The 15,555-nt window shown below is 65.5% G+C and carries 10 protein-coding genes; all 10 read left to right on the top strand.

Annotated elements, in window-relative coordinates; all coding sequences use genetic code 11:
* Positions 1–100: 100 nt before the first annotated feature.
* The 10 genes from metE to arfB all read left to right on the top strand — a co-directional run bounded on the left by metE (position 101) and on the right by arfB (position 15,533).
* On the top strand, positions 101–2,389 hold the full coding sequence (gene metE, locus PCE31107_RS10750) for a 5-methyltetrahydropteroyltriglutamate--homocysteine S-methyltransferase (RefSeq protein ID WP_150608312.1): 2,289 nt from the start codon (positions 101–103) through the stop codon (positions 2,387–2,389).
* Between the two features lie 422 nt (positions 2,390–2,811).
* Positions 2,812–3,471 (top strand): response regulator transcription factor, encoded by a 660-nt coding sequence (locus PCE31107_RS10755; RefSeq protein WP_150608314.1) that lies wholly within the window; start codon positions 2,812–2,814, stop codon positions 3,469–3,471.
* Complete coding sequence (locus tag PCE31107_RS10760) at positions 3,468–4,835, top strand: sensor histidine kinase (RefSeq protein ID WP_150608316.1); 1,368 nt, start codon at positions 3,468–3,470, stop codon at positions 4,833–4,835. The genes PCE31107_RS10755 and PCE31107_RS10760 overlap by 4 nt, the downstream gene beginning before the upstream one ends.
* Positions 4,836–4,895: 60 nt before the next feature.
* Positions 4,896–6,611 carry a glycosyltransferase family 39 protein gene (locus tag PCE31107_RS10765; protein ID WP_150608318.1) on the top strand — a complete coding sequence of 572 codons (1,716 nt, stop codon included), beginning with the start codon at positions 4,896–4,898 and terminating at the stop codon, positions 6,609–6,611.
* Positions 6,612–6,933: 322 nt separating this feature from the next.
* A complete protein-coding gene (locus PCE31107_RS10770) occupies positions 6,934–10,107 on the top strand; it encodes an efflux RND transporter permease subunit (protein ID WP_150608320.1) in 3,174 nt (1,057 codons plus the stop codon).
* Between the two features lie 12 nt (positions 10,108–10,119).
* Positions 10,120–11,373: an efflux RND transporter periplasmic adaptor subunit gene (locus PCE31107_RS10775; protein ID WP_150608322.1), complete on the top strand. Its 1,254-nt coding sequence runs from the start codon at positions 10,120–10,122 to the stop codon at positions 11,371–11,373.
* Between the two features lie 8 nt (positions 11,374–11,381).
* A complete protein-coding gene (locus PCE31107_RS10780; protein WP_150608495.1) occupies positions 11,382–12,836 on the top strand; it encodes an efflux transporter outer membrane subunit in 1,455 nt (484 codons plus the stop codon).
* Positions 12,837–12,845: 9 nt separating this feature from the next.
* Positions 12,846–13,520: a heavy metal response regulator transcription factor gene (locus PCE31107_RS10785; protein WP_150608324.1), complete on the top strand. Its 675-nt coding sequence runs from the start codon at positions 12,846–12,848 to the stop codon at positions 13,518–13,520.
* A 32-nt stretch (positions 13,521–13,552) separates the two neighbouring features.
* Complete coding sequence (locus tag PCE31107_RS10790) at positions 13,553–15,016, top strand: heavy metal sensor histidine kinase (RefSeq protein ID WP_150608326.1); 1,464 nt, start codon at positions 13,553–13,555, stop codon at positions 15,014–15,016.
* A 100-nt stretch (positions 15,017–15,116) separates the two neighbouring features.
* Positions 15,117–15,533, top strand: a complete 417-nt coding sequence (gene arfB / locus PCE31107_RS10795; protein ID WP_150608328.1) for an alternative ribosome rescue aminoacyl-tRNA hydrolase ArfB — start codon at positions 15,117–15,119, stop codon at positions 15,531–15,533.
* The last annotated feature ends 22 nt before the right edge of the window (positions 15,534–15,555 follow it).

Below are 15,555 nucleotides of genomic sequence, written 5' to 3' on the forward strand. Positions count from 1 at the left end.
TAACGTCAATCAAAAATTTGACCATTTTCATTCATAGATCAAAGTCTCTATGATCATCGTCACGATTTCATTCATCTGGCGACAGGCGTCATTAGAGACCATGGCAAAGACACACAATCTGGGATTTCCGCGCATTGGCGCGAAGCGCGAACTGAAGTTCGGTCAGGAAACGTATTGGAAAGCGCAATCGTCACGCGACGACCTGACAGCGCTCGGCGCGTCGTTGCGCCTGCGCCACTGGCAGGATCAGGCCGCCCTGGATCTGTCGCCCGTCGGCGATTTCTCGTTCTACGACCACGTCCTCGACATGAGTTTCACGCTGGGCAATCTGCCTGAACGCGTGCAAGGCTTCCACGGCGATGCGCTGGACAACTACTTCCGCGTCGCCCGCGGCCGGTCGGCCCATGGCGCCGAAGCGCACGATGCCTGCTGCGGCGGGGTCGCCGCGGGGGAAATGACCAAGTGGTTCGACACGAACTATCACTACATCGTCCCCGAATTCTCCGCCGCCACGACATTCGCGCTCGACGCGTCACGCCTGGTCGAACAGCTCGCGCAAGCCCGTGCTGCCGGCGTGAAGGTCAAGCCCGTCATCATCGGCCCGGTCACCTACCTGTGGCTCGGCAAGGCCAAGGACGACAGCGACAAGCTCGCCCTGCTGCCGCGCCTGCTTCCGGTTTACCTGGAACTGCTCGAGACGCTCGGCGCGCTGGGCGTCGAATGGGTGCAGATCGACGAGCCGATCCTCGTGACCGAACTCGGCGCCGAATGGCAACGCGCCTTCGAGACAGCGTACGCGGCGCTCGCCGCCGCCCCGGTCAAGCGCCTGCTCGCCACGTACTTCGGCGAGCTGCAGGAGAACCTGCCGCTGGCCTGCGGATTGCCCGTCGACGGCCTGCATCTGGATGCCGTGAATGCCCGAAGCGAAGTCGCCAAGGTCATCGACGCCCTGCCCCCGGATGCAGTCGTGTCGCTTGGTGTGGTCAACGGCCGCAACATCTGGAAGTCCGACCTGGCCGCCGTGCTGGACTGGCTGGAGCCGGTCGCCCGGGCATTAGGCGATCGCCTTTGGGTCGCACCGTCGTGCTCGCTACTGCATGTGCCGGTGGATTTGGACAGCGAGCAGAACCTCGATGCCGAAATCCGATCATGGCTGGCCTTCGCCAAGCAGAAGCTCGCCGAAATCGCAATCGTGGCGCGCGCCATCAACGATGGCCGCGACGCCGTGCGCGCCGAGCTGGCCGCCAATGCCGCCGCCATCGCCCGCCGTCGCGCCTCGCCGCGCGTCCACAATCCGGCCGTCAAGGCCGCGGTGGCGAAGATCGACGCGTCGCTGGGCCGTCGTCAGCACCCGTACACCGTGCGCGCCGAGAAGCAAGCCGCCGCGCTGAACCTGCCGAGTTATCCGACCACGACGATCGGCTCGTTCCCGCAAACGGCCGAAATCCGTACGGCACGCCGCCAGTTCAAGGCCGGCGAACTCGATCAGTCCGGTTATGTCGCCGCGATGCAGGCCGAAATCGCGCGCAGCGTACGCGAGCAGGAGGCCCTCGGTCTCGACGTGCTCGTGCATGGGGAAGCGGAGCGCAACGACATGGTCGAGTATTTCGGCGAGCAGCTTGACGGCTACGCCTTCAGCCAGTTCGGCTGGGTGCAGTCGTACGGGTCGCGCTGCGTGAAGCCGCCCATCATGTTCGGGGATATCCGCCGCCCGAAGGCCATGACCGTCGAGTGGATCCGGTACGCGCAATCGCTGACCCGCAAACCAATGAAGGGCATGCTGACCGGTCCGGTCACGATCCTGAACTGGTCGTTCGTGCGCGACGATCAGCCCCGCTCGGTGTCGTGCCACCAACTGGCGCTGGCGATTCGTGAGGAAGTGCTGGATCTGGAGCGAGCAGGCGTGCGCGTGATCCAGATCGACGAGGCAGCCCTGCGCGAAGGCCTGCCGCTGCGCCGTGCGCAATGGCAAACGTATCTGGACTGGGCCGTCGAGTCGTTCCGCATCACCGCGAACGGCGTGCAGGACGGCACCCAGATCCACACGCATATGTGCTATTCGGAGTTCAACGACATCATCGCCGCCATCGCCGACATGGACGCCGATGTCATCACCATCGAGACATCGCGCTCCGACATGGAACTGCTGGATGCCTTCGATTCGTTCCAATACCCGAACGAAATCGGACCGGGCGTCTACGACATCCACTCGCCGAATATCCCGACGCAGTCGCACATCGTGTCGCTCATGCGCAAGGCGGCCGAGCGCATTCCGGCTTCGCGTCTGTGGGTCAACCCGGACTGCGGCCTGAAGACGCGCCAGTGGGCGGAAGTGATTCCGGCACTGCAAAACATGGTGGCGGCCGCAAAGACACTGCGCGCTCAGTAAGCGGCCGCCCGGCGAAAGGGTTCGAGAGGGTTCGAGAGGGTTCGAGAGGGTTCGAGAGGGTTCGAGAGGGTCCGATCTGCCGCCAGACAATCATTTCAAACGCATGGGCCGGCACTCGCCGGCCCGCTGGCGTTGGGTCGCCGAATGTGTCTCCCGATCCGCTGTGAAACGACGCCAACCGGCTTCAGCGATGCCTCACAACAAAGCCGATGCGGTCCCGCCATGGCGAGGTTACGTGAAAAAACCTTGCTAAGTCATTGATTGGCTATTGGTTTGCATGGCATAGTCGCGCGGACGTATGGCGTCGCGGACTAAGTTTCTCCTAATTCTCGCGCGCTATCGTGCGCCCGTGCCGTCCTGCGTGACGAGCGGGGTATCAGGCGTTCGTCTGCGTGGCGGCGTCGGGAAGCGTTCGGAAAACCATGCGGATATTGCTCGTAGAAGACGACACCATGATCGGTGAGGCCATGATGCAGGCGCTCAAGGACGCCTCTTATGCGGCCGACTGGTGTCGTGACGGCGACGCCGCCCTGGCGGCGCTGGCCGCGCACAGCTACGACCTCATGCTGCTCGACCTCGGCCTGCCCGGGCGAGACGGCTGGGAGGTGCTGCGGGCGCACCGCACGGCGGGCGGGCGCACGCCCATCATCGTGGTGACGGCCCGCGACGGTGCCGACGACATTATCCACGGGCTTGACCTGGGCGCCGACGACTTCGTTGTGAAGCCGTTCGAAGTGGGCGAGTTGCTTGCGCGCATGCGCGCCGTGATCCGCCGGCAGGCGGGCGTTGCCGCACCGGTGCTCACGAACGGCGCGCTGGTCCTCGATCCCGCCACCCACCAGGCCAGTTACGGCGAGAACCAGTGTGTGCTCTCTGCACGCGAATACGCCCTGCTGCACGCATTGATGCTGCGCCCGGGCACGATCCTCTCGCGCGACGCACTGGAGCACCGCCTCTACGGGTGGGGCGAAGAGATCGAAAGCAACATGATCGACTTCCTGATCCATTCCATTCGCAAGAAGCTCGGGGCGGACGTCATCCGCAACATCCGTGGTGCGGGCTGGCTGGTGCCCAAGCCATGATCATGATGCGTTCGCTGCAGTCGCGACTGGTGGTCACGCTCTCGGCCTGTGCGCTGGGACTGGCCATCGTCGCGGGCTTCGTCTCCTACGCGGCGGCCTTTCGCGAGGCCTACCGTTTCCAGGACGATCAACTGCTGCAACTCGCCGCGCTCGTCGACACCCGCAATCTCGCCGAGGCCGATAGCGCCATGCATGGCCTGCCGGTCGAGGATCACGACTACCGTCTCACGGTACAGCGGCTCGGCGGCAGCTTCCCGGTCACGCTGGCCGACGGCTTTCACACGGTCAATACGGGCGACCACACCTGGCGCGCCTTCGTGCGTACTATCGAGCCGGAGCTGCGTATCGTCGTCGCCCAGCCAACGGAAGGACGCAACGAGATTGCCCGCAACAGCGGCCTGCGCACCGCGCTGCCCTTCGTGGGGTTCGTGCCGCTGCTCATCGGCGCCATCGTCGTGACGGTGCGCCGCGCATGGCGGCCAGTGCAGCGGCTGGCCGACGATGTCGACATTCGGCGCGATACCGATTTGCGCGGCCTCGACGCGCAGGATGCGCCCACGGAGATCGAGCCGTTCATCGTGTCGATCAATCGTCTGCTGGCGCGACTCGCCAAGGCGCTCGACGAGCAGCGCCGGTTTGTGGCCGACGCCGCGCACGAATTGCGCTCGCCGGTGACCGCCCTGGTGATTCAGTCCGAGAACCTTGACCGGGCACTCGACCCGGTGCCCCTCGATACCGAGACGCGCCATCGCCTGACCAAGCTCAAGAGCGGGCTGCGCCGCACACGCGCGCTGCTCGAACAATTGCTGACCCTCGCTCGGGCGCAAAGCGCCCCGACGGTTGCCGCCACGCCGCTCACGCTGCTGCCCGCCGTGCACGAAGCGCTCGAAGACGTATTCGTGCTGGCGGACCGCAAGCAGATCGTGCTCGACCTGGTCGATACGTCTCAGGCGGCGCCCGGACGCCCCAATCTGCGCGTGACGGGAGCGAAACGCGATATTGTCACGCTGCTGAGCAATCTTGTCGGCAATGCCGTGCGCTATACGCCGGCGGGCGGCAGCGTCGGCGTGCGCCTGTCGGCCACGGCGGCCGAGGTGGTCATCGACGTGATCGACTCGGGGCCGGGGATCGACGCCGACAAGCGCGAGCGCGTGTTCGATGCGTTCTACCGCGCGAGCGACCAACGCGAAGCCCGCGATCACGGCGGCGAAGGCACGGGCCTGGGCCTCGCCATCGTGCGCGCGATCGTCGACCGCCTCGGCGGTCGGGTGACGCTGGCGGATGCCAGCCCGACACCGCCGCGCGGCTTGCATGTGCGCGTGACGCTGCCTAACCCCGATGCCGCCGGCAACACCGGCGCCTGAACGTCATGCGCCTTATTCACGACACTTACCTCATTCAACAAGACCGGAAACCTCCCATTCATGTCCATACGCCCTCAACGTGACGCCGGGCTGGAACCCTGGCCGATCTCTCCCGCCGCCCTGCTCTGGCTGCTGGCCACATTTGCGCTGGTCTGGTTCGGCGTATTGAACCTGCGCCATCTGGTGCCTAGCGACGAAGGCCGCTACGCCGAGATGGCGCGCGAAATGCTGGCGACCGGCGATTGGGTCACCCCGCGCTACAACGGCTACCTATACTTCGAGAAACCGCCGCTCCAGACCTGGATGAACGCGCTGACGTTCATGATTTTCGGCCTCGGCGACTGGCAGGCCCGTCTTTGGACGGCGTTGACCGGATTCGGCGGCGTGCTGCTCGTCGGCTACACCGGTCGTCGCGTATTCGGCGCGCGCGCGGGCTTCTTCGCCGCACTGGTGCTGGCGAGTGCCCCCCTGTGGAGCCTGCTCGGCCACTTCAACGTGCTCGATATGGGCGTGTCGTTCATGATGGCGCTGGCGCTGTGCGCACTGCTGCTGGCGCAACGCCCGGGGCTTACCGACACGCAGGTCCGCAACTGGATGTGGCTGTGCTGGGCGGCGATGGGGCTGTCGATCCTGAGCAAGGGGCTGATCGGCGTGGTGCTGCCGGGCGCGGTCCTCGTGATCTACACGTTGATTTCGCGCGACTGGGCGCTGTGGAAGCGCCTGCACCTCGCAAGCGGCCTGATCGTGATGCTCGCCGTCACCGTGCCGTGGTTCGCCGCGGTCATGGCGCGCAACCCGTCGTTCTTCGAATTCTTCTTCATCAACGAGCACTTCAACCGCTTCCTGAAGCCGGATCACCATCGTCCGGGCGCGCTGTGGTACTTCGTGCCGGTGCTGATCATCGGCTTCCTGCCATGGCTGTCGATGATTCCGCGCGTCGTCTCGGCGTCGCGCGCTGCACCGCGTCAGGCCAATGGGTTCCGCCCGGTACTGATGCTCACGGTCTGGGCCGTGTTCATCTTCTGCTTCTTCTCGATATCGCACTCGAAACTGCTGTCGTACGTGCTGCCGGTTGCGCCGGCCCTGGCACTGCTGATCGGGCTGGGGCTCGCGGGCATCTCGCGCGAGTCGCTGCGCAAGCACCTCGTCGTGTCCGCCGTGCTGTTCGTGGCGACGATCGTGACGTGCCTGGTCTTTCTCTCCCATCACTCGGATAGTCGCAACCCGGTCGAGGCCTACCGCACGTTCTCGTACTACCTTTACGCCGCCAGCGTTGCCGGACTGATCGGCCTCGCTATCGCGCGCTGGCTGAGCACGCGCAGCACGAAGCAGGCGCTCGTCGCCTTTGCAGGCGCGTGGCTGGCGTTTGCGATGATCGGCGGTTCCGGACATGAAGCCTTCGGGCGCAGCAGCTCCGGGATCGATTTGGTGCCGGCCGTGCGTGCGGAAATGGATCGCCTGGGACCGGACACGCCCTTCTACTCCGTCGGCACGCTCGACCACACGATGCCGTTCTACCTGCGTCACACCATGATCATGGTGGCGGTGCAGGACGAACTCGAATTCGGCATCTCGCAAGCGCCGGATAGCTGGATCCCGACGCTCAACAAGTTTGCCGAGGTCTGGATGGCGGCACCCAAGGCGCTTGCGCTGGTCGATCCGCAAAAGTTCACCGTTCTCGAGACGCTCGGTCTGCCGATGAAGGTTATCGCGCGCGACAACCGTCGCGTCATCATCGAGAAGCCGACGACCGACACACCGCCCGCCGCCAACTGAGCGCGGCCGCGCCGAGGCAGGAATGGCTGGGGGACGCATGAACTGCCCCCAGCCATTTTTTTTGGCGCGTCTCGTTGAAAGCGCAACACACCGTAATATCCCACGCCCATCGTCGTGACCGCGCACAGCGCCTTGTTGGACAAGGCTGTGCGGCCGGCGCCGAGATTTCTGTCAATTTCGCCACTTTCGCGCCATTTTGGCGTTGGGGGTGCGCCCCTACCATGGCGACATTCCTTCCGGGACCGGTGCCGCGCCATGGCGCACGCGCGCCGGACGGCCCTTGCCCCGTACGCCTGCGACTGCGCCCGAGCGCGTCTGAATCATGTGGATTGTCAACGTTGCGCTCAAGCGGCCCTACACGTTCATCGTGATGGCCATCCTGATCCTGCTCGCTACGCCGCTCGCGCTCATGCGCACACCGGTCGACGTGCTGCCGGAGATCAACATCCCCGTCATCAGCGTCATCTGGACCTATAACGGCCTGGCAGCACAGGATGTCGCCAACCGGATCATCTCCGGCAACGAACGCGGACTGACGACCACCGTCAACAATATCGAGCACATCGAGTCGCAATCGCTGCCCGGCATCGGCATCATCAAGATCTTCCTCCAGCCGAGCGCGAACCTCCAGACGGCCATCGCTCAGGTCGTGGCGATCGAGCAGGCGCAGGTCAAGCAGATGCCGCCGGGCGCCACGCCGCCGCTCATCATCAGCTACTCGGCCTCGTCGATCCCGGTAATGCAGCTCGGCTTGTCGAGCCCCAGCCTGTCGGAGCCCGCACTCAACGACACGGCGCTCAATTTCCTGCGGCCGCAGTTGGTGACGATCCCGGGGGCCGCCGTGCCCTATCCGTACGGGGGCAAGACGCGGCTGATCTCCGTGGACATCGACTCGCGCGCCTTGCTCGCGAAGGGATTGACGGCGCAGGACGTGGTGGCCGCCGTCAACGCCCAGAACCTGATCCTGCCGACCGGCACAACGAAGATCGGCCCGCGTGAGTACAGCGTCGACATGAACGGTTCGCCGGCCACCGTCGAGGGCCTGAACAACATCCCCGTGCGTACGGTAAATGGCGCCACGACCTATCTGCGCGAAGTCGCGCACGTGCGCACCGGCTTCTCGCCTCAGACGAACATCGTGCGCCAGAACGGCCAGCGCGGCGTGCTGATGTCGGTCATGAAGACGGGCGATGCTTCCACGCTGTCGGTGGTCGACTCGCTCAAGGCCCTGCTGCCCGAAGCCCGCGCCGCGCTGCCGCCGGACCTGCACATCTCCGCGCTGTTCGATCAGTCGGTGTTCGTGAAGGCGGCGGTGCAAGGGGTGATTCGCGAAGCGCTCATCGCCGCCGCGCTCACGGCCGCGATGATCCTGCTGTTCCTCGGCAACTGGCGCAGCACCTGCATCATTGCCATCTCGATCCCGCTCTCGATTCTGTCGTCGCTGCTCGCGCTGCATGCGCTCGGTCAAACGATCAACATCATGACGCTGGGCGGGTTGGCGCTGGCCGTGGGTATCCTGGTCGACGACGCGACGGTGACCATCGAGAACATCGAGCGCCATCTGCATATGGGCACGCCGCTGCACCAGGCCATTCTCGACGGTGCGGGCGAAATTGCCGTGCCTGCGCTGGTCTCGACGCTATGCATCTGTATCGTGTTCGTGCCGATGTTCTTCCTGACGGGGGTGGCGCGCTACCTGTTCGTGCCGCTCGCCGAGGCCGTCGTGTTTGCGATGCTGGCCTCATACCTGTTGTCGCGCACGCTGGTGCCCACGCTCGCGATGCTGCTCATGGGACACGCCCGCGCGGCCGATCCGACCGCGGCGCCCGGGGCGTTCCGGCGCGTCTATCTGCGCTTCGACGCCGCCTTCGAGCGCATGCGCGCCGCCTACATCGCCGTGCTCTCGACGCTGCTGGTACGCCGGCGCGTATTCGCCACGGGTTTCCTGGCGTTCTGCGTGTTGTCGATGGGGCTGGTATTTGCGTTGGGCGCGGATTTCTTCCCGAGCGTGGACGCCGGCAATATCCGATTGCACATGCGCGCGCCCACCGGCACGCGCATCGAGGAAACGGCGCGTCTGGCCGATGAAGTCGAGAAGGTCGTGCGCGAGATCGTGCCCGCCCGCGAACTCGAAACCATTCTCGACAACCTTGGCTTGCCCTACAGCGGCATCAACCTGTCGTACAGCAACGCGGGCACCATCGGCACGCTCGACGGCGAAATCCAGATCGCCCTCGCACCCGACCATCACCCGAGCACGGGCTATATCGACAAGCTTCGTGCGGTACTGCCGCAGCGCTTCCCCGGCGTCGAGTTCTTCTTCCAACCGGCCGACATCGTCACGCAGATTCTCAACTTCGGACTGCCGGCGGCCATCGACATCCAGATCAGCGGCGCTCGACAACTGGCGAATTTCGACGCCGCGACGAAGCTCCTCAAGCAGGTGCGACAGGTGCCCGGCACCGTCGACACGCATATCCAGCAACGGATCAACGCGCCGACGATCCATCTGGACATGGACCGCACGCGCTTGCAGCAACTCAATCTCAACGCCAACGCCGTCGCCCAGAACGTGCTGATTTCGCTCTCCGGCAGCTCGCAGACGTCGCCGGGCTTCTGGTTCAACCCGCAGAACGGCGTGGAGTACAGCCTGTCGGTGCAATCGCCGCAGTACCGTATCAATTCCATCGACGACTTGCTGCGTCTGCCGGTGGCCGGCACGACCAACAACGGCCAGCCGCAACTGCTCGCCAACTTCGTGAAGGTCGAGCCGACGCAGCGCTTCGCCGTGGTCAGCCACTACAACATCCGGCCGGTGATCGACATCTTCGTCAGTGTGGAAGGCCGGGACCTGGGGAGCGTCGCGCGCGATATCGACCGGCTCGTGGCGCAGGCACGCAAGGACTTGCCGCGCGGCAGCCAGATCACGGTGCGTGGCCAGGTCAGCACGATGCAAAGCTCCTACCTCGGGCTGGGGCTGGGCGTGGCAATGGCCATCGTGCTCGTCTATTTGCTGATCGTGGTGAATTTCCAGTCGTGGGTCGATCCGCTCATCATCGTGAGCGCCCTGCCCGCCGCCCTCGCGGGCATCGTCTGGATGCTGTTCCTGACCGGCACACGGCTCTCGGTTCCTGCGCTCACAGGGGCCATCATGACCATGGGCGTGGCCACGGCCAACAGCATTCTCGTGGTGGCGTTCGCGCGCCAGCGCATGGAAGCCGGCATGGCGCCCCTTAAGGCGGCGCTCGAAGCCGGCGCCAGCCGGATCCGGCCGGTGCTGATGACGGCGCTCGCCATGATGATCGGCATGGTGCCGATGGCCCTCGGTCTCGGCGAAGGTGCCGAGCAGAACGCGCCGTTGGGCCGCGCGGTGATCGGCGGCCTGCTGTTTGCCACGGTCTCGACGCTCTTCTTTGTGCCGCTGGTCTTCGCCGGCGTGCATACGCGACTCGCGCGACGCAAGGCGCGCCGTGCCGAACCCGATACCCCATCCTGACGGGGCGCCCCCATGACCGAAAAACATCACGCCGAACTGGCCATTCCCGAACACCATCCCGCCGACGGCCGGCAGTTGCCCCCGCGACAGGGCGAATTCCGGCGCGCGAGGCGCGTGTTGATCGTCGTGGCCGTGCTGCTCGCGGCCGGCGCGGCACGTACGACGATCTCCAATGCGCTGCAACGTCGCAACGTCGCCAAAGCCACCGCCGAGAACGCCATCCAGTATGTCAGCGTCGTCACGCCGCAAGCCACGCCGGCGAGCGAGACACTGTTGCCCGCCACGTTGCGTGGCGCGGTCGAGTCCCCGATCTACGCCCGAGCGACCGGCTATCTGCGGCGTCGCTACGTGGACATCGGCGCGCGCGTCAGGCAGGGCCAGTTGCTGGCCGAACTCGACACCCCTGAAATCGATCAGGAACTCGCCCAGGCCATCGCCCAGCGCAACCAGATCGATGCCAGCCTTGGACTTGCGAAATCGTCGCTCGCGCGCTGGCAGCAACTTCGTCAGCGCGACGCCGTCTCGCAGCAGGAACTCGACGAGCGCCAGAGCACGTACACGCAGGGTATCGCCAACCTGGCCGCGGCCGATGCCAATGTCAAACGGCTCCAGCAACTCGAGTCTTTCAAGCGAATCGTCGCGCCCTTTGACGGCGTGATCACCCAGCGCAACGTTGACATCGGCGACCTCATCGACGCGGGCAGCGGCAACAGCCGCGCACTGTTTTCGCTGGCGCAGACGGATCCGCTGCGCGTCACCGTGCTAGTGCCGCAGGCCTATGCGCAGGGCGTGAGCGTCGGTCAGCCCGTAGTCGTGACGCAAGCCGAACTGCCCGGCATGCACTTTCAAGGCAAGGTCACGCATGTGTCCGGCGCCATCGACGTGGCGACCCGTTCGCTGCAAATCGACGCCGCCCTCCCCAATCCCGACGGAAGGCTGCGCCCAGGCGCCTATGTGCAGCTTGCGCTGCCAAGCGCCGTGCAAGCCCATCTGAGCGTGCCGGCCAACGCCCTGCTGTTCCGCGCCGAGGGCCCGCGCGTGGCGGTCGTGGACGACCAGGGTGTCGTGCATCTACACAAGATTGCGATCGCGCGCGATCTGGGACAGTCGCTGGAATTGTCGGCCGGGGTCTCCCCGACCGACCGTGTCATCGTCAATCCGAGCGATTCGATCGACGACGGCGATCAGGTGCAGGCCAAAGCGCTGGCGGTCAAGACCGCCCCGGCGGCCAAACCCGACGGCAAGGCGCCAGGGGGTCAGTCGTGAACGCCCCAATGCGCGGCGCGCGCTCTGGCATCGCGCTGCTCGGCGTCGCCGCATTGCTCGGTGCGTGTGCGGTCGGCCCCGATTACCGTCGGCCTGACGTCGCGGTGCCGCCCGACTGGACCACGGACACCGGGTGGCAGCTCGCGCAGCCGTCGCACGCGGCGCTGCAGCCGGATTGGTGGAAGGCTTTCCGCGACCCGGTGCTGGAGGCGCTCGAAACGCAGGCGCTCGCGCAGAACCAGACCCTCGCCGCCGCCGTGGCGCATTACGACCAGGCCCAGGCGACGCTCTCCGGCACCTCGGCACAACGACTGCCGGAAATCGACGCGTCGGTCGGTCTGGCGCGCCAGCGCGTCTCGGCAAACCGGCCGGTCACGAGCTATACGTCCACCAGCATGTCGACCGTTCAGAACAATGTGCAGGCGGGTCTGGGTGTGAGCTACGACACCGATCTGTTCGGCCGCCTCCGTCGTCAGGTCGAAGGGGCGCGCGCCTCCGCCGAACAGGCGGGGGACGATCTGGCCAACGCGCGTCTGGTGCTCACGACACAGTTGGCCACCGCCTACGTCCAGCTGCGCGCCGCCGACGACGAAATCAAGGTGCTCGACGAATCCGTCGCGTTGCAACTCAAGGCGCTCGACTATGTGAGCGCGCAGCACGATCTTGGCGCCGTGTCGGGTCTGGATGTCCTTCAACAACAATCGGAACTCGACACGACGCGGGTACAAGCGCGTCTGCTGCACCAGCAACGCGACCAATACGAGCATGCGATTGCCGCGCTCGTCGGCGTGCCCGCCCCGGCCTTTTCCGTGCCTGCGGGAACACTGCCTGCCACGCTGCCGTCGATCCCGGTCGGCGTGCCGAGCGACATTCTGCAGCGTCGCCCGGACGTGGCATCGGCCGAGCGCGCCATGGCGGCGGCGAACGCCCAGATCGGCGTGGCAAAGGCGGCATTCTTTCCCAGCCTCACACTCAATCCCGGCATTGGCTGGCAGAGCACGGAATTCGCGAATCTGCTCTCGGCGCCCAGTCTGCTCTGGACACTGGGCACGCTCGCCACGCAGGCGGTCTTCGACGGCGGACGGCGTCAGGCGAATGTGGACTTTGCGAGTGCGGGATATCGCGCCGTCGAGGCGAATTACCGACAGACCGTGCTCACCGCGTTCCAGCAAGTGCAGGACGGCGTGACCGGCCTGTCGGTGCTCGACGCCGCCGCGCGCGAATCGCATGCGGCCGTCGTCGACGCGCAACGACTCCTGAGCCTGGCCACCGACCGCTACTCTGGTGGGCTCACGGCCTATCTGAGTGTGATCACGGCGCAGCAGGGGCGCCTGGCGAGCGAGCGCCAGGATGTTCAGATTCGCGCTCAGCAATGGGTCTTGTCGGTGGCGCTGGTCAAGGCGCTGGGCGGCGGCTGGCAACCCTCCGAGGTCAGCGCCGACTCGTATAATGCGCAAAGATGAGGTGGCGAGATGAAAGTATTGATCGTTGAAGACGAACACAAGGTTGTGGACTACCTGCGCGCCGGGCTGACCGAGCAAGGCTGGGTGGTCGATGTCGCGCTCGATGGCGAGGAAGGCATGCATCTGGCGCTGGAATTCGACTACGACGTGATCGTGCTCGACGTCATGCTGCCCAAGCGCGACGGCTTTGCCGTGCTCGGCGCGCTGCGCGAGCGCAAGTCCACGCCCGTCATCATGCTCACGGCCCGCGATCACGTGAACGACCGCGTGCGCGGCCTGCGCGAAGGTGCCGACGACTATCTGACCAAGCCCTTCTCGTTCATCGAGCTGGTGGAGCGCCTGCACGCCCTCGCCCGTCGCACGCGAGTGCAAGAATCGACGCTGATCTCGGTCGGCGAACTCTATGTCGACCTGATCGGTCGCCGGGCCACACGCGATGGCCAACGGCTTGATCTCACGGCCAAGGAATTCCAGTTGCTGTCGGTGCTCGCGCGCCGGCAAGGCGACATCCTGTCCAAGACGGCGATCACCGAACTCGTCTGGGACGTCAATTTCGACAGCCACACGAACGTGGTCGAGACAGCGATCAAGCGATTGCGCGCCAAGCTCGACGGGCCGTTCCAGTCCAAGCTGCTGCACACCGTGCGTGGCATGGGCTACGTGCTGGAGGTCCGCGAGGCCTGAGTGCCGCGCGTCGCTGCCATGTCCTTGTCATCGTGAGCCATTCGATCTCCCGCCGCCTGGCCGCCATGTTCGCGATCGTGGCGCTCTCAGTGTTCGCCATGGTGGGGGCCGGTCTCTTTCTGATGCTGCGCATCCAGTTGGAGCGGCATCTGCGGGAATCGCTCGACGACCGCGCCCAGATCGCCCACATCATCGTCTATCACGGCGCCACGCCGCAGAAGTGGCAGATCGTGCGCGAAAAGCTCACCGACATGACGCCCCGCGACGGCACCACGACCTACGCCGTGACAAGCGACGACCCGAATTACACGTTCGGCAAGCCCGTGAGCGGCATGTTCGTCAAACGCCTGGCCAACGGCTACGTTCGGCTGAGCCCCGATGGCGGGGGCCACGACATACTGAGCACGCGTGAAATTCTGCCGCCTTATGGCACGCGTCCGGCCGTTGCCCTGCAGGTGACCGCCAGCTACTCGCGCAACGAACGCACGCTACGCGCCTTCGGCCTGGGACTCGCGGTGCTCTCGGCGCTCGGCAGCCTGGGCGTGTTGGTGCTCAGCTATTCCGCGACACGACTGGGCTTGGCGCCGCTGACTCGACTGACGCGCGAAGCGTCCGAGATCCGTCCGGACAACCGTTCGCAACGGCTCGACACGCGTTCACTGCCCGTCGAACTCGACGATCTGGCTCATTCGTTCAACGGCGCACTCGCCCGGCTCGATAGCGCCTACGAACGCCTGGAGTCGTTCAATGCCGACGTCGCGCACGAGCTACGCACCCCGGTGACGATTCTGATCGGCCAGACGGAAGTGGCGCTCACGCGTGAGCGGCCGGTCGAGGATTTGCGGGCGCTGCTGCAATCGAATCTGGAAGAGTTGGGACGCATGCGCACGATCATCAACGACATGCTGTTTCTCTCGCGCGCCGATCAGGGCGAACGGGCCACGGGGCTGAGCGCGGTGTCGCTCGCGAGCGAGGCTGCGCACACCCTGGAGTTTCTGGAGATTCTGCTGGAAGAGGCGCAGGTCACCGCCCGCTTGCATGGGAGCGCCGTCGCTCATGTCAACAAGGCGCTGTTCGGTCGCGCATTGGCTAACTTGGTAACGAACGCCATCGAACATTGCGCGCCGGGGGCAAATATCGATGTCCACCTGCGTATTGACGCCGATGACGCCGATGACGCCCGCACCGTGTGCATCGATGTCGTGAATCCCGGCCCGTCGATTTCGCCCGATGTGCTGCGGCACCTGTTCGACCGCTTCTACCGGGCGGAGGCGTCGCGCACCAACAGCCGCGAGAATCATGGCCTGGGGCTGGCCATCGTCAAGGCGATTGCCGACATGCATGGCGGCACGGTCTGGGCCCATAGCGCCAACGGTCTCAATACGTTCGGCTTCTCGGTGCGCGCCGACGCAGCGGCCGGCGTGCACACAGCCGCGGAGGCATCGAACCGCGGCCTCTGCGGTCACCCCCCGCCCGTCGGTCAAGGCGCCGTTTGATCGACGCCCGCGAGGCGCCGTCCCACCCACGCCCGCCACGGCACGGCGCCATCGTTCGGCGCGCTTGTGAGCGAGACGGTGAGAACGTTATCCTTGCCTCATGAACCGTCGCATTCTCATTACTCCCGAAGACGTCGAACTCACTGCCATGCGCGCTCAGGGCGCCGGCGGCCAAAACGTCAATAAAGTCTCCAGCGCCATCCATCTGCGCTTTGATGTGATGCGCTCGTCCTTGCCTGACGATGTCAAATCGCGTTTGCTCTCCCGGCTGGACCAGCGCATTACTCAGGACGGCGTGATCGTCATCAAGGCACAGCAGCATCGCTCGCAGGAACTCAACCGGGCCGATGCCCTTGCGCGTCTGCAGGCGCTGGTCGATGCGGCCGCCGTGGCGCCGCGTCGGCGGGTTCCGACCCGGCCCACGCTCGGCAGTCAAGTCCGCCGACGAGACGCCAAACAAGGTCGCGCCCGCGTCAAGGCAACGCGTGGCAAGGTGCATGCGGGTCGCGAGGATTAATGATAGCAATCATGATCTTTTA

This window comes from Pandoraea cepalis, from assembly GCF_902459625.1.
Taxonomy (GTDB): domain Bacteria; phylum Pseudomonadota; class Gammaproteobacteria; order Burkholderiales; family Burkholderiaceae; genus Pandoraea; species Pandoraea cepalis.

Coding starts and splice junctions, on each gene's coding strand:
- metE (WP_150608312.1), top strand. CDS start 101: ATGGCAAAGACACACAATCTGGGATTTCCGCGCATTGGCGCGAAGCGC.
- PCE31107_RS10765 (WP_150608318.1), top strand. CDS start 4,896: ATGTCCATACGCCCTCAACGTGACGCCGGGCTGGAACCCTGGCCGATC.
- PCE31107_RS10785 (WP_150608324.1), top strand. CDS start 12,846: ATGAAAGTATTGATCGTTGAAGACGAACACAAGGTTGTGGACTACCTG.
- PCE31107_RS10755 (WP_150608314.1), top strand. CDS start 2,812: ATGCGGATATTGCTCGTAGAAGACGACACCATGATCGGTGAGGCCATG.
- PCE31107_RS10775 (WP_150608322.1), top strand. CDS start 10,120: ATGACCGAAAAACATCACGCCGAACTGGCCATTCCCGAACACCATCCC.
- PCE31107_RS10760 (WP_150608316.1), top strand. CDS start 3,468: ATGATCATGATGCGTTCGCTGCAGTCGCGACTGGTGGTCACGCTCTCG.
- PCE31107_RS10780 (WP_150608495.1), top strand. CDS start 11,382: ATGCGCGGCGCGCGCTCTGGCATCGCGCTGCTCGGCGTCGCCGCATTG.
- PCE31107_RS10770 (WP_150608320.1), top strand. CDS start 6,934: ATGTGGATTGTCAACGTTGCGCTCAAGCGGCCCTACACGTTCATCGTG.
- arfB (WP_150608328.1), top strand. CDS start 15,117: ATGAACCGTCGCATTCTCATTACTCCCGAAGACGTCGAACTCACTGCC.